The sequence below is a fragment of the Vibrio sp. bablab_jr001 genome (assembly GCF_016464285.1).
Classification (GTDB): domain Bacteria; phylum Pseudomonadota; class Gammaproteobacteria; order Enterobacterales; family Vibrionaceae; genus Vibrio; species Vibrio fluvialis.
On the sequence record NZ_JACDWZ010000113.1, the window covers coordinates 70525 to 90482 of the forward strand.

Consider the following 19958-nt stretch of genomic DNA (forward strand, 5'->3'; position numbering starts at 1 on the left):
GTTAACTGCAAACGGCGAGATCAAATTCAATATCCTGCGTGCTCGCCTGACCAGAACTGAATTCGATAAATTTGATGGCGAAACGGTTCTTGTGCCCCGAAATCATCGGGTAGACGCCGTAATCCAACGGAATGGACAGGCGCAGAATGTTCGCCTCTTCCGCATCGCTCTGATAAAAACCTGACTTGGCTTCACGGGCGCGAAAGTTGCCGGTTTCCCGTGTCAGTTTCAGCCACAGTTTCAGCGCGTCGGCTAATGGTTGCAAGGTATCCATCCACTGGCGGGCATCTTGGATTTTTTGTTCCAAGGCCAGATGCAACCAATAGTGCAGTGCCGGCAAATCAAAACAGCAAGAGCCACCGGGCAGATTGAAGCGCTGGCGAATCGCACTGAGGAAACGGTCTTCTTTGAGAGACTGGCCAAATCGCTCGCCACCCATCAGGTTGCGGTGAATGTCGTCAATTTCTCTTAGCAGGCCCAACAACATCTCTTGATCCACCCCTTCGACGTTGAGCCAGTTGCGGTAAGCCAGACGTTGTTTTTCGATATCTTTGGCGAGTTCGCTTTTGAGTTGGATCTGCTCAAAAATTTCCAGCAGATCGAACAGAGAACGGAAGAATAGCTGATGCTGAATATCGTCACGAAACTGCGACGCTTGCTCCATCTGATTGAGCAGCGCTTCGACACGAAGGTAAATACGCGTTTTTTCGTTGAGCGGATGTTCAAACTTATGTGTGGTCATCAAACTAGCCTTGGGTTATTTGGGACTTATTCTCACAGATTTGTACGGCTCATGGCTAGATACTTTTGGTGCAATTCTGTGATTTGAGGCAAAAGTTTCTGGTTTTCTGCATCATTTTTAATCACATCGTCGGCGATGGCTAATCGTTGTTCACGGCTGGCCTGCGACGCGAGAATCGCCTTCACTTGCTGCTCGGAGACATTGTCGCGCGCCAGAGTGCGTTGGATCTGCGTGGTTTCATCAACATCGACTACCAAAATGCGGTCCGCCATAGACTGTAACTGGTTTTCCACTAACAGTGGCACCACTAGTAACGCATAAGGAGAGCGTACTTGTTGTAAATCTTGTGTCATTTTTTGGCGAATCAATGGATGTAACAAATGATTGAGCCAGGATTTTTCTTCGATATTGGCAAAAATACGCTCGCGCAGCGCTGCACGGTCGAGGCGACCATCGGCCTGTAAGATGTCATTGCCAAAATGCTCGGCAATCGCGTTCAGTCCCGGAGTGCCGACGTCCACCACTTCACGAGCCACTACATCGGCATCGACGATATCAATGGCGAAATGTTGCTGAAACAGATTCGCGACGGTGGTTTTTCCGCTGGCGATGCCACCTGTTAAGCCAATGATGAGTGCCATAATCAGAATCCTAATACCGAATGAAAATACCAACCCGCAATGTCATGACCAAACAGCAGGGACAGCCAGCCTGCAATCGCCAGATAAGGCCCGAAGGGAAATGCTTTATCAATGCCGCGCTTTTGCAGACGCAGTTGAATGAGGCCGAACACCAGTCCAACCAGAGATGACATCAGAATGATGATCGGTAGTTGCTGCCATCCCAGCCAGGCACCGAGAGCCGCTAATAGCTTAAAGTCGCCATAGCCCATGCCTTCTTTGCCTGTCAGTAGCTTAAACAGCCAGTACACCGACCATAACGACAGATAACCCGCTATCGCACCAATCACCGCATCTTGTAGCGAAATCGGGCTGATGCCCGCCAACGCCAGCGCAATACCAGCCCAGAGTAGGGGCAGAGTAAGCTGATCCGGCAGCAGCATCGTATCGAAATCAATGAAGGTTGCCGCAATCAGCGTATAGGTAAAGAACAGCATGGCAACGGCAAACCAGCTAAAACCAAATTGCAGCGCAATCAAGAGGCTGCATGAAGCCGTCAGCAGTTCAATCAGTGGATAACGCGCGCTGATAGGGCCCTGACAATTCGAGCATTTACCACGCAGCAACAGCCAGCTCAGTACCGGAATGTTGTCGATAACCCGGATCGGCGTATCGCAATGCGGGCAGGTGGAACGTGGCGTGCTCAGCGTTAAAATGCCCTGAGGCGGCTCAATATGATACTCGGGAAAGGATTCCGCACACTCCTGACGCCACTCGCGCTCCATGATTTTCGGCAGGCGATAAATCACCACATTGAGGAAACTGCCGATAATTAACCCCAGCACTGTCGCCAGCGTAGGAAACAGCCAGGGGTAAAAATTAAAAATGTCCATTTTATGTGCTCGCGGCGCGTCGCCATCATGTTGGTCTTAATGAGGGTCATACTAACCTAATACACTCATTAAGTTAAAGATTGGCAGGTACATCGCCACCACCAATCCACCGACTACAATGCCCAAAAATACGATAATCAGCGGTTCAAGAATTTTGCCCAGATTGTCGACGGTGTTGTCGACTTCAAACTCATAGATGGTGGCGACTTTATTGAGCATGTCGTCGAGCTTGCCTGACTCCTCGCCGATCATCACCATTTGCAACACCATTTCCGGAAAGGCTTGTGTGTTGCGCATTGCAATATACATCGGCATCCCTGCTGCCGTATGGCGGTGAACATCCTGAATGGCGGTTTCAAAATGCACGTTACCTGCAGTTTTAGCGGTGGTTTTGAGGCTGGCGAGTATCGGAATTCCCGCACTGAAGCTGGTCGCCAGAGTGCGGCTGAATTTGGCAATTGCGGCTTTGGCAAGCACACCGCCAATGATGGGAAAAAGCAGGCTGAGCTGGCTGGTTTTAAGACGGACGACGAAGGATTTTTTCCGCGCCGCTTTGATGCCAAACACCAAGCTCAATGACGCGATGAACGCCCCCGCACTGTAGGCTTGTACCCCATGCGATAACTTGAGGATCTGTTGAGTAAACCAAGGCAGTTCAGCTCCAAAACCCTTGAACATACTTTCGAACTCTGGAATGACCATCGTCAGCATCAAATAGGAGACGCCGAGTGCCACCAGAATGACCATGCTGGGATAGATCAGCGCTTTGATTACTTTCGCGCGCAGTTGCTCACTTTTTTCCCGATAGGTGGCAAGGCGTTCAAAGACTTCGGCAAGATTGCCGGACTGCTCGCCAGTCTGAATTAAGTCGACGTACAACGCGTCAAAGTGAGTGCTGGCAGTACGCATCGCTTTGGAAATCGGCGTACCGGCTTCGACGCCTTTGGTAATTTGCGCCAGAATCGATTTCATCTCGGCTTTACGATGATTATCGCCGACCAATTTAAGTGCCTGCACAATCGGCACTCCGGTGGTCAGCATGGTGGCAAGCTGGCGGGTTAGGATGGTGATGTCTTTAGTTTTGACCCGATTGGTGAGACGAGTCAGAACTGACACGCTGCCTTTTTTGATCTTCTTAACCTGAATGTGCTGTTCTTTCAGTTTGTCGCGGACTTCTATTTCACTGATAGCCAGTGTCTGTCCCGCGACTTTCTTGCCAGTGCTGTTGACGCCTTTCCAGCGATAGTTTTTTAACTCAGGGCCTTTGGTCGGTTTCATGATGGTAGAGTCTCAGAATAAGGTCTTAACCAGAATTAGAAATAGAGAACACGCTGCAACTCACTGAAACTGGTGATCCCGGCGCGAAGTTTTTCGATCCCCGATTGCAACAGCGTTTGCATGCCATGTTGCTGGGCAATGGATTCGATTTGATGGATGCTGGCTCGTTGCATAATCGCTTCAGCCAGCGCGGAGTTAAATGCCATCACTTCATAAATCCCCACCCGCCCGCTGTAACCGTTGGTGCACTCGTTGCAGCCTGATGGGTTGGCGGCATAGATAGGCTGCTGAGAACTAAAGTGAAATTGTTGCTGCAGTGTCGGAGAGGGTGATGTGGCGACTTTGCAGTGAGGGCAAAGGCGTCGGGCAAGTCGTTGAGCGATGATGAGGCTCAGCGATGAAGCGAGGTTAAACGGTTCAATGCCCATGTTCGCCAGCCGAATCACGCTTTCGGCGGCGGAGTTGGTGTGCAGTGTGGATAGCACCAAGTGGCCGGTTTGGGCGGCTTTGACGGCAATCTCTGCCGTTTCCAAATCGCGGATTTCGCCCACCATCACCACATCGGGATCCTGACGCAGAAAGGAGCGCAGAGCCTGCGCAAAGCCAAAACCAATTTTGGGCTGCACCTGAACTTGGTTAATGCCGGGCAGGTTAATTTCCACCGGGTCTTCGGCGGTAGAAATATTCACTTCGTCGGTGTTGAGAATGCGAAGGCCGGTATAGAGTGAGACTGTCTTACCGCTGCCCGTCGGGCCAGTCATCAGAATCATGCCTTGCGGCTTGGTGAGGGCCGCCAGATAAAGCTGCTTTTGCGCATCGTTATAACCCAACTTGTCGATATCGAGGCTGGACGCACTGCTGTCGAGCAGACGCAGGACGATTTTCTCCCCCCACAAGGTTGGCAAAGTGGAGACCCGCATATCAATGGCCGTGTCCGCATTGAGGCGTAATTTGATGCGGCCGTCTTGCGGTAAACGTCGCTCAGCGATATCGAGTTTCGATAAGATCTTAATTCGCGCAGCCAGTCGGCGGCTTAAATGGCTGGCTGGTTGCTGGGTTTCCACCAAAATGCCGTCGCAGCGCAGGCGAATGCGATAAAAGGATTCATAGGGCTCAAAATGGATATCAGAAGCGCCTTTACGCACCGCGTCAAGCAGGATCTGGTTGATGAAACGACTGACCGGGGAGTCATCCTGACTCAGATCTTCGATTGATGTTTTTTCTTCATCGGAAACCTGCACCAGACTGGCCAGTTCGTCCTGGCTGATCTCCTTGCCCTGTGTGCCATGTGACGCGATGGTTCGGCCATACAAGCGGCGAATAGCGGCCTGCAGTGCCTTATGATCAGCCAATACCAGTTCTATTTGTAACCCGGTCGCAAAACGAAACTCGTCTTCAACTTGTAGGTGAGTAGGATCGGATACCGCAAGAGTCAGTACCTGACCGCTGCTGTTGAGGGGCAGAGCCTGATAACGGGTGATGAGCTCGCGCAGCCCCAACTGCTGGCACAGCGGCGCGAAGTCAAAACGGGTCAGATCCGTATTCGGTAAACCAAAGATCTGGCTTAGATGCTCGGTCAGTTCATGGTGATGGAAGATCGCCAAATCGATCAACGCCTCCGGCACATTGGTTCCGGAAGCGTGAATATGATCCATCACGGCCTGTTCCTGCGTAGGGCTAAGCAAATCGGCCTGACGCAGGATGGCGAGTAGGTTGGTGTTCATCAAAACTTATGAACAGCCTTTAGGCTTCAAGTCTGTCGCTACAGTTGTACTACAGCTCCATGCACCAGCACTTGTTCTCTTTAGTTCCACTTTTTTACTGACAACATCTGGGCTTACACCTGAAGATTTGAATGTAAATATGATATCCCCAGCAGCAGATGCTGCATTAGCATAGGTTATTGTTCCCAATGCAGAGGAAGGTACGGGTACCTGGGTTGTTGTAGGAAATACGCCTTCTGTTATTACATAAGACTCAACATTAACTCGCTGTCCTGTTATAGATGCTAGTGCTGCTGAAGCCTCACTTTTTGCAACATACTTTTGATACTGAGGAACAGCGATTGCTGCCAACACCCCAATAATTGCTACCACGATCATCAGTTCGATCAGGGTAAAGCCCTGCTGTTGTTTGCGTTGATTCGCGTTCATGACACTCTCCGTTATGCGTGTGTTTGTATGATTAGCAGAGCATAAGAAGTTGTTGATATTAGGAGAATTGGGGGAATGAGAGGGCGCGAGGCATTCGGGATTTTTATGCTTGGATTTACATCCATCGGGCAAAATATTTCGACTCAGTTAAAAGCGTTGCGGTGATATGAGGTACGGCAGGCATAAAAAAGGAGGCGAGGCCTCCTTTTAATACATTGAAAATTCTATTTTTATTTGAAGCGCATCGATAAATCCATGGCGCGCACATGTTTGGTCAGTGCGCCGACAGAGATGTAATCAACACCCGTTTCGGCGTATTCACGCAGTGTTTCCATCGTGACGTTGCCAGAATTTTCCAGCGCTGCACGACCTGCGTTTATCGCTACCGCTTCGCGCATCATGTCCAGCGTAAAATTGTCGAGCATAATGATGTCGGCACCGGCTTCAATCGCCAGACGCAGTTCGTCCAGATTCTCGGTTTCGACTTCAACGGGTTTGCCCGGGTTGAGTTTCTTCGCGGTGCTGATCGCTTGTGTAATGCCGCCACAAGCGATGATGTGATTCTCTTTGATCAGGTAAGCGTCAAACACACCAATACGATGGTTAAAACCACCGCCGCAGGCAACGGCATATTTCAGCGCGCTGCGCAGACCCGGAATGGTTTTGCGAGTGTCGAGCAGACGACAACCAGTGCCTTCCAGCGCTTTTACGTATTGCGCTGTGGTCGTCGCGCAACCAGACAAGGTTTGAATAAAGTTCATCGCGTTGCGCTCGCCCGTGAGCAGAATGCGCGCCGGACCGTTCAGCGTACACAACGTTTGGTTTGGCTCAACGGTATCACCGTCTTTGACCAACCACTCAATGGTCACTTCGCCGCCCAGTTGCTTGAATACTTCGTCAGCCCAGGCTTGACCACAGAATACACCGTGTTCACGGGTAATGATGGTGGCGCGTCCTTGCACGTCGGCTGGGATCAGACTTGCGGTGATATCGGCTGCGGGATCGAGCGTGCCGCCTAAATCTTCTTTAAGCGTGTCGGTGACCGAGCGGGTGATTTCCAGTGGCAGTTGCTGTTTCAGATATTCGAGGCGTTCTTGACTGTTGTGGGACTCTTTCATCGCAAATCGTTAATATAAGTTGAACTGGGGGAGGGATAATACGCTGAGTGCGGTTGAAATTCAGCCCTTGATCTCGCATTTCATAGCAAGAAAGTTAAAATCAGCCATAGGCTAATGTCGGGGTTTACCCATCAATCAAATGGATAGTGTTTATGATCGATAATCAGGGCTGGTATCAATTTGCCCGTCGCGTACCATCGCCATTCTGCGATCAGCGCAGCGACGAACAGGATATCTCTTTGCTGGTGGTGCACAACATCAGTTTGCCGCCAGGGCAGTTTGGTGGGCCATATATCGAACAGTTTTTTACCGGCCAGCTTGATCCGAATCAGCATCCATTTTTCCGTGTGATACACACCATGGGTGTGTCGGCGCACTGTCTGATTCGCCGGGATGGGGAAGTGGTGCAGTTTGTGCCATTTTCGGCCAGAGCCTGGCATGCCGGGCAATCGTCGTTTGCCGGGCGCGAGCGCTGCAACGATTATTCGATTGGCATTGAGTTGGAAGGAACCGATTTTGTCGCCTATACCGAAGCGCAATATCAGGCATTGGCAACACTCAGCGACGCGTTGATGACGCACTATCTGGCGATTACGTTGCCGCGTATTACCGGGCATCAGTACATTGCCCCGATACGTAAAACTGACCCGGGGCTGGTGTTTGACTGGCAGAAATACCGCGCGTTATTAAAGCGGTCTGATTGATGTGTCAGATGGCGTCGTGGTACTCGACTAAAACTTGTTCAATCCAGGTGGCGATGCGCTCATCACTCAGTTCGTATTGCGAGTCTTCATCCAGAGCAAGGCCGACAAACTGGGTTCCATCTTCGGTCAGCGCTTTCGACGCTTCAAACTGGTAGCTGTCATCTTTTGGCCAGTAGCCGATCAGGTTCGCTCCCGTCTTCTTGATCTCGTCGTGGAGCATCCCCATCGCATCGAGGAACCATTCGCCATAGCCTTCTTGATCGCCTAAGCCGTATAACGCGACGTACTTGCCTTTTAGCGACACGCCACCGATGTGATCCCATATTGCGCTCCAGTCTTCTTGGATTTCGCCGAAATCCCATGTGGAGATTCCCAGTATTAACAGATCATAGTCGCTCATAAAACTGAGCGGCGTTTCTTTCACATTGTGAATGTCGAGCAGATCATCACCGAGGATGGCACGCATTTTTTCCGCCGCCATTTCGGTGTAACAGGTTGTTGAGCCGTAAAAAAGACCGATCTTCATAGTTTCATGTTCGTTTTTTATCTGGAATGGTGAATTCTAACCATAAAATAACCCAGAGTGCAGTGAATATCCTGCTGTCAGAATACTTTTATGGTATTAAGCTTAGGGAATCACGAACGATAAAGAGATGAGAAGTACAGGTGTCAGAGCATTTTTCTCCTGATCACGGGCTGGTGGAACAGTTCCTTGATGCGATGTGGATGGAACGCGGGTTGTCGGAAAACACCCTGATGTCATACCGCAATGATCTGATCAAGCTGCTCGACTGGATGCAGCACAACAATTATCGATTGGATTTCATCAGCCTGTCGGGCCTTCAGCAGTATCAAACCTGGCTGATGGATCAGGATTACAAACAGACGTCGCGGGCGAGAATGCTGTCGGCGATTCGTCGCCTGTTTCAATATCTGCACCGTGAAAAAATGCGTGCAGATGATCCGAGTGCACTGCTGGTAAGCCCCAAACTGCCTAAGCGTTTACCCAAAGATTTAAGCGAGCAGCAGGTGGATGCATTGCTCAGCGCGCCGAACCCGGACGACCCGATTGAGTTGCGCGACAAAGCGATGCTGGAACTCTTGTATGCCACTGGTTTGCGTGTCACCGAACTGGTATCGCTGACGATGGAAAACATCAGTCTGCGTCAGGGCGTGGTGCGCGTGATTGGTAAAGGCGGCAAAGAGCGTCTGGTACCAATGGGGGAGAATGCGATTGAGTGGATTGAAACTTTTCTTTCTCAGGGTCGGTCTCACCTGTTAGGTGAACAGACATCTGATGTGGTGTTTCCGAGTAAGCGTGCGCAGCAGATGACACGCCAAACTTTCTGGCACCGGATCAAACATTACGCGGTGATTGCCGGCATTGACGTCGATAAGCTATCACCACACGTTTTACGCCATGCGTTTGCGACCCACCTGTTGAACTACGGGGCGGATTTACGCGTGGTACAAATGCTGCTCGGTCATAGTGACTTATCGACAACGCAAATTTATACTCATGTCGCGACTGAGAGATTGAAACAATTACACAGCGAGCACCACCCAAGGGCTTGATGGAAAGGACTTTTTTATGAAGATTTTACGCCGATTATCACTTCTGCTGCTGCCGTTTGTTGCGGTGGCGTGTAACGCAGAGACTGTGTCAGCCGACAAACCAGCCGCACAGGTGCAGATCGACAAGAGCGTATTTGAACAACGCTTTGCCAAACTGGGCTTGGATGTCATGGACGTTGTGCCATCGGATATTGACGGGCTGGTCGAAGTGCAAACCGCGGGTGGCGTGCTGTTTGCGTCGCCGGATGGCAAGCATTTTATTGCCGGCACACTGTATGAGATGGACGCCAATGGCGGTTACACCGATGTATTGGCCAAGCGTCAGGCGCCAATCAACGCCAAGAAAATCGCGCAGTTCCAGAAAAGCATGATTGAGTACAAGGCGGACAACGAGAAATATGTGGTGACGGTGTTTACTGACATTACTTGCGGATACTGTGTGCGTCTGCACAGCCAGATGAAAGAGTACAACGACGCGGGTATCACTGTGCGTTATCTGGCGTACCCACGCCAAGGACCCACCGGTCAGGTGGCAGAACAGATGGCGGCTATCTGGTGTTCAGACGATCCAAAAACGGCGATTCACAACGCCAAGATGAATCGTCAGATGCTGGAAACGAAAGGCGACTTGGCGCAGTGCAAGCAAACCATCGCTCAGCATTATCAATTGGGCCGTGAGCTGGGTATCAGCGGTACACCAGCGATTTTCCTGCCAAACGGCGAAATGGTGGGTGGTTACCTGCCGGCAGCACAACTGTTGCAACGCCTACAACAAATGTAATCGAAGCTTAAAGGATACGGGCCTGAGCCAGTCTCAGGCCTGATAACACATGATTGAAATTCAACGACGACCTGAGCCGGATCTGGCTCAACTTCCCGAGACCATTCCTGCTCTGTTAAGACGCATCTACCTCAACCGTGGTGTTGAGAGCGTCGAACAACTGGAGAAGGCCGCGAAAGCGCTGCACTCTTATACCCAACTGCACGGCATCGATGCAGCTGTTGAACTCCTGTTTGAAGCGATTAAGCAGCAGAAGCGCATCATCGTTGTCGGCGATTTTGACGCCGACGGCGCAACCAGTTCGGCGTTGTCAGTTCTGGCACTGCGTATGCTCGGCAGCCACAACGTCGATTATCTGGTGCCCAACCGTTTTGAAGACGGTTATGGCCTGAGCCCGGAAGTTGTGGAACAGGCATTGGCGATGAATGCCGAAATGATCATGACGGTCGATAACGGCGTCTCCTCGATTGAAGGGGTACGCTTTGCCAAGCAACACGGGCTACAGGTGCTGGTGACCGATCACCACTTACCAGGCTCTCAGTTGCCGGATGTCGATGCCATGGTTAACCCCAATCTTCAGCAGTGTGCGTTTCCCTCAAAAGCTTTAGCCGGGGTGGGCGTGGCGTTCTACCTGATGATGGCGCTGTGCGTTCACATGCGCAAGTGCGGCTGGTTTGCTGAACAGGGCATGGCGGAACCCAAGCTGATGGAACTGATTGATTTGGTGGCCTTAGGCACGGTTGCCGATGTGGTGCCGCTGGATGAAAACAACCGCATTCTGGTGCACCAGGGCTTGCAGCGTATTCGCGCTGGTAAAGCTCGCCCGGGGATTCAGGCGCTGATTGAAGTGGCCAAACGCGATGCGCGTAAACTGGTCGCGTCAGATTTTGGCTTTGCGCTGGGGCCGCGGATTAACGCCGCAGGGCGTCTTGACGATATGTCGTTTGGCGTCGAGCTGCTGCTGTGTAACAACATTCACGCTGCGCGCCGTATGGCCAGTGAATTGGATGGTCTCAATCAGACGCGTAAAGAGATTGAAGAGGGCATGAAGCAGGAAGCGATGGCGTTTTGTGAACGTCTGCAGTTTGGTAAAGACACCGAACTGCCGCACGGCCTGGTGATGTTTCAGCGTGACTGGCATCAGGGCGTGATTGGCATTCTCGCTTCGCGTATTAAAGAGCAGTTCCATCGTCCGGTGATTGCGTTTGCTGATGGCGGCGATGGTCTGATTAAAGGTTCCTGCCGTTCGGTTGCTGGTCTGCACATGCGTGATGCGCTGGATAAAATTGATACGCAGAATCCGGGCATTATTCTTAAGTTTGGTGGCCACGCCATGGCGGCCGGATTGACGATTGAAGAGAAGAACTTTGAGCGTTTCAGCCGACTGTTTGATGAAGTGGTGCGTCAGGATCTCGATGAAGCGCTGCTTAAAGGTGTGATTCTGACCGACGGCGAACTGACGCCGGAGGAGTTCTCTATGCACGTGGCGGAAATGCTGCGCGCTGGTGGTCCATGGGGACAGGCGTTTCCTGAACCGGTATTTGATGGTGAGTTTAAAGTGCTGCATCAGAAACTGGTCGGGGAGAAGCATCTCAAATTGATGCTGGAGCCGCTGTATAAAGGCCACCCGACCAACATCATGATCGATGGCATCGCGTTCAACGTTGACCTGCGCCGTTGGCCGGACGCATCGGTGAAAATCGTACGCCTCGCTTATAAACTCGATATCAATGAGTTTCGTGGTAATCAATCCTTGCAGCTGATGGTTGATCACATCGAAGCCAAATAAATCAGACGCTGTGAACATAAAAAGAGCACCTTAGCGCGAGGTGCTCTTTTTTTATGCAAATTTTGTGATTTGGTTCTAAATTCTGCTTGTGATATCGACAATGTGAATAACTGTCATAGCCCGTTAATTCCCCGTCTGTATGATTTTTGTAATTGGTCTGACCAATAATATTGCCGTTTTAGTGCGCTATTGTTAGTAAAGTGTTTTGGTAAGGCCTGTTCTATGATTTGGGTCAATTTTTGACTGGACATTGGCGTTTTAATTATGTTAATTTCTGCACCAACTTGAAATTGGTATTACCAATTGCCTGCAAGAACATAAAGAGTAGAAGAATAATAAATTATGGCTTATCAAAGGATTCGTCAGCCGAAGCTATCCGATGTCATCGAGCAAGAGTTAGAACGGTTGATCGTGGAAGGAACATTAGCCCCAGGGCAACAACTGCCACCGGAGCGAGAGCTGGCCAAACAGTTCGATGTTTCCCGTCCGTCCGTCCGTGAAGCCATCCAGCGATTAGAAGCCAAACGCCTGCTGACTCGTCGTCAGGGCGGCGGCACCTTCGTAAGCGAGCACATGTGGAAGAGTTTCTCTGATCCTCTGCTAAATTTATTGTCTAGCCACTCGGAAACCCAGCTTGATCTATTGGAAGCGCGTCATGCGCTGGAAGGTATTTCGGCTTATTTTGCAGCACTGCGTGGTACCGAAGAAGATTTTGCCCGTATTCAAGCCTGCGTGGCGCGAATTGGTGAGCTTCAGGATGCGAAGGACGTAGAAACAGAATCCGCAACTGTCATGGAGTTTCTGATTGCTATTACGGAAGCTGCCCATAACGTGGTTCTGCTGCACATCGTTCGAAGTCTCGCTCCCCTGCTTGAGCAAAATATTCTGCAGAATTTTAAATTATTACGCCGCCGCCCTGAAGCGGTGGAGAAAGTAAGCAAGCACCGAGCTAATATCGTGGATGCGATCGTATCCGGTCAGCCTGAGAAGGCGCGCGAAATGTCTCATTCTCACTTAGCTTATATCGAAGAAACATTGTTGGATTTGACCCGGGAAGAGTCTCGTCGTGAGCGTTCTCTGCGTCGTATCCAACAGGGTAATGAGCCGCAATAAGCGGTCCATTGCGATTCTAAATAAATCCAACCAACAGAAGGATAGATCGCCATGTCTGACATGAAGCATGACGTAGATGCACTGGAAACTCAGGAGTGGTTAGCCGCGCTTGAGTCAGTTGTACGTGAAGAAGGCGTAGAGCGTGCCCAGTACCTGCTAGAAGAAGTACTGGAAAAAGCACGTCTAGACGGCGTTGATATGCCAACTGGTATTACAACGAACTACATCAACACGATTCCTGCGGCCCAAGAACCAGCATACCCAGGCGACACGACTATCGAACGTCGTATCCGCTCAATCATTCGCTGGAACGCGATCATGATCGTTCTTCGTGCATCGAAGAAAGATCTGGATCTAGGCGGCCACATGGCATCATTCCAGTCTTCAGCTGCGTTCTATGAAACATGTTTCAACCACTTCTTCCGTGCTCCAAACGAGAAGGACGGTGGTGACCTGGTTTACTACCAAGGTCATATTTCTCCAGGGATTTACGCGCGTGCTTTCGTTGAAGGCCGCCTGACAGAAGAACAACTGGACAACTTCCGTCAAGAAGTGGATGGCAAAGGCATTCCTTCGTACCCACACCCTAAACTGATGCCTGAATTCTGGCAATTCCCGACCGTATCTATGGGTCTGGGTCCAATCGCATCTATCTACCAAGCTCGCTTCCTGAAATACCTAGAAGGCCGTGGCATGAAAGATACGTCTGACCAGCGCGTATACGCGTTCCTGGGTGACGGTGAGATGGATGAGCCAGAATCACGTGGTGCTATTTCTTTCGCTGCGCGTGAGAAACTGGACAACCTGTGCTTCCTGATCAACTGTAACCTACAGCGTCTGGACGGCCCGGTAATGGGTAACGGCAAGATCATTCAAGAGCTGGAAGGCCTGTTCAAAGGCGCTGGCTGGAACGTGGTTAAAGTTATCTGGGGTAACAACTGGGATTCTCTGCTGGCGAAAGATACCTCTGGTAAACTTCTGCAACTGATGAACGAAACCATTGACGGCGACTACCAGACTTTCAAAGCGAAAGATGGCGCGTACGTTCGTGAGCATTTCTTCGGTAAATACCCAGAGACTGCAGCCCTGGTTGCTGACATGACTGATGACGAAGTGTTCGCACTGAAACGTGGTGGTCACGAGTCTTCTAAACTGTACGCAGCGTTCAAGAACGCACAAGAAACTAAAGGCCGTCCAACGGTAATCCTGGCTAAGACTGTTAAAGGTTACGGCATGGGTGACGCGGCTCAAGGTAAGAACATTGCGCACCAAGTTAAGAAGATGGACATGACGCACGTGATCGCGATGCGTAACCGTCTGGGTCTGCAAGACATCATTTCTGATGAAGAAGTGAACAACCTGCCTTACCTGAAGCTGGAAGAAGGTTCGAAAGAACACGAATACCTGCACGCTCGTCGTAAAGCGCTGCACGGTTACACGCCACAGCGTCTGCCTAACTTCACTCAGGAATTGGTTATTCCAGAACTGGAAGAGTTCAAACCGCTTCTGGAAGAACAGAAACGTGAAATCTCTTCAACGATGGCTTACGTGCGTGCACTGAACATTCTGTTGAAAGACAAAAACATTGGTAAGAACATCGTTCCTATCATTGCTGACGAAGCGCGTACTTTCGGTATGGAAGGTCTGTTCCGTCAAATCGGTATCTACAACCCACACGGCCAGACTTACACGCCTGAAGACCGTGGTGTTGTGTCTTACTACAAAGAAGACACAGCAGGTCAGGTACTGCAAGAAGGTATCAACGAACTGGGTGCAATGTCATCTTGGGTTGCGGCTGCGACATCTTACAGCACCAACAACCTGCCAATGATCCCGTTCTACATCTACTACTCTATGTTCGGTTTCCAACGTGTTGGCGACATGGCATGGATGGCAGGTGACCAACAAGCTCGTGGTTTCCTTCTGGGCGCAACGGCTGGCCGTACTACACTGAACGGTGAAGGTCTGCAGCACGAAGATGGTCACTCACACATTCAGGCCGGCACTATCCCGAACTGTATCTCTTACGATCCGACTTTCGCATACGAAGTAGCGGTGATCATGCAAGACGGTATCCGTCGCATGTACGGTGAGCAAGAGAACGTGTTCTACTACCTGACGCTGATGAACGAAAACTACGCGCATCCGGCAATGCCAGAAGGTTCTGAAGAAGGTATCCGTAAAGGTATCTACAAACTGGAAACTCTGTCTGGTTCTAAAGGTAAAGTTCAGCTGATGAGCTCTGGTACTATCATGAACGAAGTACGTAAAGCGGCAGTGATCCTGAGCGAAGAATACGGCATCGCCTCTGATGTTTACTCTGTAACCTCGTTCAACGAACTGGCTCGTGATGGCCAGGATGCAGAGCGTTACAACATGCTTCACCCAGAAGCAGAAGCGAAAGTACCTTACATCGCTTCAGTAATGGGTACTGAACCAGCAATCGCTGCAACCGACTACATGAAGAACTACGCTGACCAAGTTCGCGCGTTCATTCCTGCTGAGTCATACAAAGTACTGGGTACTGACGGTTTCGGTCGTTCAGACAGCCGTGAGAACCTACGTCGTCACTTCGAAGTGAACGCAGGCTACGTTGTTGTTGCAGCTCTAAACGAACTAGCGAAACGTGGTGAAGTTGAGAAATCTGTGGTGGCGGAAGCTATCAAGAAATTCAACATCGACACTGAAAAAACAAACCCGCTATACGCTTAATTGAAGGTAGGAAAAGCATGGCTATCGAAATTTACGTACCAGATATCGGTGCAGACGAGGTTGAAGTTACTGAGATTCTTGTAAGCGTAGGCGACAAGGTTGAAGAAGAACAATCTCTGATTACTGTTGAAGGCGACAAAGCTTCTATGGAAGTTCCAGCGTCTCAGGCAGGTATTGTTAAAGAAATCAAAGTAGTGGCTGGCGACAAAGTAACGACTGGCTCACTGATTATGGTTTTTGAAGCGGAAGGTGCAGCAGCGGCTGCACCAGCTCCTGCGGCCGAAGCAGCACCAGTTGCGGCAGCGCCAGCAGCAGCGACTGAACTGAAAGAAGTCAACGTACCGGACATCGGTGGCGACGAAGTTGAAGTGACTGAAATCATGGTTGCTGTGGGTGACACAGTGTCTGAAGAGCAGTCTCTGATCACTGTTGAAGGCGACAAAGCTTCAATGGAAGTTCCAGCGCCATTCGCGGGTACCGTGAAAGAGATCAAGATCGCGTCGGGTGACAAAGTGACCACTGGCTCACTGATCATGGTCTTCGAAGTGGCCGGTTCTGGCGCTCCAGCTCAGGCAGCTCCAGCTCAGGCAGCGGCTCCAGCAGCAGCGCCAGCGGTGGCAGCCGACAAAGAAGTCAACGTTCCAGATATCGGCGGCGACGAAGTTGAAGTGACTGAAATCATGGTCGCGGTTGGCGACATGGTGAGCGAAGAGCAATCTCTGATCACTGTGGAAGGCGACAAAGCGTCGATGGAAGTTCCTGCACCATTCGCGGGTAAAGTGAAAGCGATTAAAGTAGCGGCTGGCGACAAAGTGTCAACTGGCTCACTGATCATGGTGTTTGAAGTGGCTGGCGCAGCGCCGGCAGCAGTCTCAGCACCAGCTCAGGCAGCAGCTCCAGCAGCAGCGGCACCGAAAGTTGAAGCTCCAGCGGCGGCAGCGCCTGCAGCGGCAACGGGTGACTTCCAAGAAAACAACGAGTACGCACACGCGTCTCCAGTGGTTCGTCGCCTAGCGCGTGAATTCGGCGTTAACCTGTCTAAAGTGAAAGGTTCAGGCCGTAAGAGCCGCATTCTGAAAGAAGACGTTCAGAACTACGTGAAAGAAGCTCTGAAACGTCTGGAATCAGGTGCCGCATCAGCAGCATCTGGCAAAGGCGACGGCGCGGCACTGGGTCTGCTACCTTGGCCAAAAGTGGACTTCAGCAAGTTCGGTGAAACTGAAATTCAGCCACTGTCTCGCATTAAGAAGATCTCTGGCGCGAACCTGCACCGTAACTGGGTCATGATTCCACACGTTACACAGTGGGATAACGCAGACATCACTGAGCTGGAAAACTTCCGTAAAGAACAGAACGCGATTGAAGCGAAGAAAGATTCAGGCATGAAGATCACGCCACTGGTGTTCATCATGAAAGCTGCGGCGAAAGCTCTGGAAGCGTTCCCTGCGTTCAACTCTTCTCTGTCTGAAGACGGTGAGAGCCTGATCCTGAAGAAATACGTGAACATCGGTATCGCGGTAGATACACCAAACGGTCTGGTTGTTCCTGTATTCAAAGACGTGAACAAGAAAGGTATCTACGAGCTGTCTGAAGAGCTGGCTGTAGTATCGAAGAAAGCACGTGCAGGTAAGCTGACTGCGGCAGATATGCAAGGCGGCTGTTTCACCATCTCAAGTCTGGGTGGTATCGGCGGTACGGCATTCACGCCAATCGTGAACGCACCAGAAGTTGGTATTCTGGGTGTATCTAAGTCTGAGATTAAGCCAGTGTGGAACGGCAAAGAGTTTGCTCCACGTCTGCAACTTCCTCTGTCTCTGTCATACGACCACCGTGTGATCGATGGCGCAGAAGGTGCACGCTTTATCACTTACTTGAACGGTTGCCTGAGCGACATTCGTCGTCTGGTTCTGTAATCGGTTCAAACAAAATAAGGCGGCTATTTAGCCGCCTTGATTCAAGCATTGTCTTGCAATTTGATGATGAAAAAATTTTTCCGCATTGAATTGTTGTCTAGCTCACAGGCTACATGGATTTACTTTTCACACCATTAACATCTCTGTAAACTGTTGCGGTCTGAAAAATAATCGTTTTAAGTAATTCGTTTTAAACATAAAACAAATAGATAGAACACCCACTCAGCCTGTTAGGGATATTGACTACAAGAGGTCGAAATGAGCAAAGAAATTAAAGCCCAAGTTGTAGTGCTTGGTGCCGGTCCTGCTGGTTACTCCGCTGCATTCCGCTGTGCAGACTTAGGTCTGGAAACAGTACTTATCGAACGTTACAACACCCTAGGTGGCGTGTGTCTGAACGTGGGTTGTATCCCATCGAAAGCACTACTGCACGTAGCTAAAGTTATCGAAGAAGCAAAAGCGCTGGCTGAGCACGGTATCGTGTTTGGTGAGCCACAAACAGACATCGACAAGATCCGTCTGTGGAAAGAAAAAGTAATTAACCAACTGACTGGCGGTCTTGGCGGTATGGCTAAGATGCGTAAAGTGAACGTGGTTAACGGTTTTGGTAAGTTCACTGGCCCGAACACGATTGAAGTGGAAGGCGAAGACGGCAAAACTGTTGTGAACTTCGACAACGCGATCGTTGCTGCGGGTTCTCGTCCAATCAAACTGCCATTCATTCCTCATGAAGACCCACGTATTTGGGATTCAACAGACGCTCTGGAACTGAAAGAAGTTCCTGGAAAACTGCTGATCATGGGCGGTGGTATCATCGGTCTGGAAATGGGTACTGTGTACCACGCACTGGGTTCTCAAATCGACGTGGTTGAGATGTTCGACCAAGTTATCCCAGCTGCGGATAAAGACATCGTTAAAGTCTTCACCAAGCGTATTGCGAAGAAGTTCAACCTGATGCTGGAAACCAAAGTGACTGCGGTTGAAGCAAAAGAAGACGGCATCTACGTATCGATGGAAGGTAAGAAAGCGCCAGCGGAAGCTGAGCGTTACGATGCGGTACTTGTGGCAATCGGTCGTGTACCAAACGGTAAACTACTGGATGCAGAAAAAGCAGGTCTGGAAGTGGATGAGCGTGGCTTCATCAACGTCGACAAGCAACTGCGCACTAACGTACCTCACATCTTCGCTATCGGTGACATCGTTGGCCAACCAATGCTGGCTCACAAAGGTGTTCACGAAGGCCACGTGGCTGCAGAAGTTATCGCTGGTAAGAAACACTACTTCGATCCTAAAGTTATTCCTTCAATCGCTTACACTGAGCCAGAAGTGGCATGGGTTGGTAAGACTGAGAAAGAAGCGAAAGCAGAAGGCATCAACTACGAAGTGGCAACTTTCCCATGGGCAGCTTCAGGCCGTGCAATCGCGTCTGACTGTGCTGACGGTATGACTAAGCTGATTTTCGATAAAGAGACTCACCGCGTTATCGGTGGTGCTATCGTGGGTACAAACGGTGGCGAACTACTGGGCGAAATCGGTCTGGCGATCGAGATGGGTTGTGATGCAGAAGACATCGCTCTGACTATCCACGCTCACCCGACTCTACACGAGTCTGTGGGTCTGGCTGCAGAAGTGTTTGAAGGTACGATCACTGACCTGCCAAACGCAAAAGCGAAAAAGAAAAAATAATTTTCTGAGCGCCAAATGATAAAAACCGCTGATTGTTCAGCGGTTTTTTTATGTCTGTTACTCGGCCTCTGAGGCAAAAAAATAGCGCCTTGCGGCGCTATGATTCGTCAATCTTTGCTTATTAGTGATCGCGTTTATAGATGCACAGCATGTCCAGGTAGCTTTTCACCAGTTTACGCATGTAGCCTTCATCGCGAACGCGGTTGGCTTGCACAAACAGTGAGTAGCAGACACCGTGGAACAGCGTCGCCAAATCTTCAGGGTCGTGCTGTTCACACACTTCACCGCGCTCGATGGCTTTCGAGAACATGTTCTTCACCAGCAACTGGTTGGTACGGTTACTGGATACAAACAGTGGCCATACTTCGTCACGCGTCGAGGCGCTCCATTCAAACCACACTTTCAACCAGTGGCAATCTTCATTGGCCAGCTTAACCATTTCATCGGTGATGTTGGTGAGGTTCTCTTTCGCGTGAATATCGAGATCGATGTTGTCGGTGAGAAAGTTGGAAAACTGGCGAACCACGTAAGTCAGTACGTCGTCGACCAAATCTTCACGAGTAGGGAAGTAGTTGAACACGGTGGCGACAGAAACTTGAGCAATTTCTGCAATATCCGCATGACCACCACGGCCAATGCCTCGTTTTGCAAACACTTCCAGCGCGATTTCCATCAACTGGAGTTTACGTTTTTGAGGAGATAGCCGCGTTCTAGGGCGTTTCTCTATAGATGCGTCCATAGTATTAATCCTTGCCATTTGAGTTGTTATCTGCGTTTTTTAGTAAACGCTAATGATTATTTTATTAATTGCTTTGAAAGCCCTATGAGTGTAATGGTGCATATGATGAAGGTCAATGTTTTGTGCTTATAAAATGTTCACA

17 protein-coding genes are annotated in these 19958 nt (G+C 50.3%); 8 read left to right on the forward strand and 9 right to left on the reverse strand.

The features are described from left to right. Window position 1 precedes the first annotated feature (1 nt). The 7 genes from zapD to nadC all read right to left on the reverse strand — a co-directional run bounded on the left by zapD (window position 2) and on the right by nadC (window position 6804). The gene (zapD, locus tag JIG40_RS21995) at window positions 2-742 is read right to left on the reverse strand and encodes a cell division protein ZapD (RefSeq protein ID WP_020332196.1); all 741 of its coding nucleotides are present in this window, start codon (window positions 740-742) and stop codon (window positions 2-4) included. A gap of 32 nt (window positions 743-774) precedes the next feature. Beyond that, entirely contained in the window at window positions 775-1383 is a 609-nt protein-coding gene (coaE, locus tag JIG40_RS22000; protein ID WP_055452469.1) for a dephospho-CoA kinase, read from the reverse strand. A 2-nt stretch (window positions 1384-1385) separates the two neighbouring features. After that, complete coding sequence (locus JIG40_RS22005) at window positions 1386-2255, reverse strand: A24 family peptidase (RefSeq protein WP_047459100.1); 870 nt, start codon at window positions 2253-2255, stop codon at window positions 1386-1388. Between the two features lie 51 nt (window positions 2256-2306). Then, a complete protein-coding gene (locus JIG40_RS22010; RefSeq protein WP_199466095.1) occupies window positions 2307-3533 on the reverse strand; it encodes a type II secretion system F family protein in 1227 nt (408 codons plus the stop codon). Window positions 3534-3568: 35 nt separating this feature from the next. Beyond that, window positions 3569-5257, reverse strand: coding sequence for a type IV-A pilus assembly ATPase PilB (gene pilB / locus JIG40_RS22015; RefSeq protein WP_199466096.1), 1689 nt, complete (start codon window positions 5255-5257; stop codon window positions 3569-3571). A 6-nt stretch (window positions 5258-5263) separates the two neighbouring features. Continuing rightward, entirely contained in the window at window positions 5264-5686 is a 423-nt protein-coding gene (locus JIG40_RS22020) for a pilin (protein WP_158125403.1), read from the reverse strand. Between the two features lie 230 nt (window positions 5687-5916). Beyond that, the gene (nadC, locus tag JIG40_RS22025) at window positions 5917-6804 is read right to left on the reverse strand and encodes a carboxylating nicotinate-nucleotide diphosphorylase (RefSeq protein ID WP_158129993.1); all 888 of its coding nucleotides are present in this window, start codon (window positions 6802-6804) and stop codon (window positions 5917-5919) included. Window positions 6805-6956: 152 nt separating this feature from the next. Here nadC and ampD point away from each other — a divergent pair, with 152 nt between their 5' ends. Next, the gene (gene ampD, locus JIG40_RS22030; RefSeq protein ID WP_199466097.1) at window positions 6957-7508 is read left to right on the forward strand and encodes a 1,6-anhydro-N-acetylmuramyl-L-alanine amidase AmpD; all 552 of its coding nucleotides are present in this window, start codon (window positions 6957-6959) and stop codon (window positions 7506-7508) included. 4 nt (window positions 7509-7512) lie between these two features. Here the strand turns inward: ampD and fldB are convergent, their stop codons facing one another. Continuing rightward, on the reverse strand, window positions 7513-8034 hold the full coding sequence (gene fldB, locus JIG40_RS22035) for a flavodoxin FldB (protein WP_020430452.1): 522 nt from the start codon (window positions 8032-8034) through the stop codon (window positions 7513-7515). A gap of 140 nt (window positions 8035-8174) precedes the next feature. Here fldB and xerD point away from each other — a divergent pair, with 140 nt between their 5' ends. The 7 genes from xerD to lpdA all read left to right on the forward strand — a co-directional run bounded on the left by xerD (window position 8175) and on the right by lpdA (window position 19077). Further along, complete coding sequence (xerD, locus tag JIG40_RS22040) at window positions 8175-9083, forward strand: site-specific tyrosine recombinase XerD (protein ID WP_020331983.1); 909 nt, start codon at window positions 8175-8177, stop codon at window positions 9081-9083. Window positions 9084-9099: 16 nt separating this feature from the next. Next, complete coding sequence (gene dsbC, locus JIG40_RS22045) at window positions 9100-9864, forward strand: bifunctional protein-disulfide isomerase/oxidoreductase DsbC (RefSeq protein WP_024374397.1); 765 nt, start codon at window positions 9100-9102, stop codon at window positions 9862-9864. A gap of 49 nt (window positions 9865-9913) precedes the next feature. Further along, on the forward strand, window positions 9914-11653 hold the full coding sequence (recJ, locus tag JIG40_RS22050; protein WP_020331985.1) for a single-stranded-DNA-specific exonuclease RecJ: 1740 nt from the start codon (window positions 9914-9916) through the stop codon (window positions 11651-11653). Between the two features lie 342 nt (window positions 11654-11995). Next, the gene (pdhR, locus tag JIG40_RS22055) at window positions 11996-12766 is read left to right on the forward strand and encodes a pyruvate dehydrogenase complex transcriptional repressor PdhR (protein WP_020331986.1); all 771 of its coding nucleotides are present in this window, start codon (window positions 11996-11998) and stop codon (window positions 12764-12766) included. 51 nt (window positions 12767-12817) lie between these two features. Continuing rightward, entirely contained in the window at window positions 12818-15478 is a 2661-nt protein-coding gene (aceE, locus tag JIG40_RS22060; protein ID WP_020331987.1) for a pyruvate dehydrogenase (acetyl-transferring), homodimeric type, read from the forward strand. A 17-nt stretch (window positions 15479-15495) separates the two neighbouring features. Then, window positions 15496-17391 carry a pyruvate dehydrogenase complex dihydrolipoyllysine-residue acetyltransferase gene (aceF, locus tag JIG40_RS22065; protein ID WP_199466098.1) on the forward strand — a complete coding sequence of 632 codons (1896 nt, stop codon included), beginning with the start codon at window positions 15496-15498 and terminating at the stop codon, window positions 17389-17391. Between the two features lie 258 nt (window positions 17392-17649). Then, window positions 17650-19077, forward strand: coding sequence for a dihydrolipoyl dehydrogenase (lpdA, locus tag JIG40_RS22070; RefSeq protein ID WP_020331989.1), 1428 nt, complete (start codon window positions 17650-17652; stop codon window positions 19075-19077). A gap of 121 nt (window positions 19078-19198) precedes the next feature. Here lpdA and JIG40_RS22075 read toward each other — a convergent pair whose 3' ends face one another. Continuing rightward, a complete protein-coding gene (locus tag JIG40_RS22075; protein ID WP_024374317.1) occupies window positions 19199-19816 on the reverse strand; it encodes a LuxR/HapR/OpaR family quorum-sensing transcriptional regulator in 618 nt (205 codons plus the stop codon). Window positions 19817-19958: the final 142 nt, after the last annotated feature.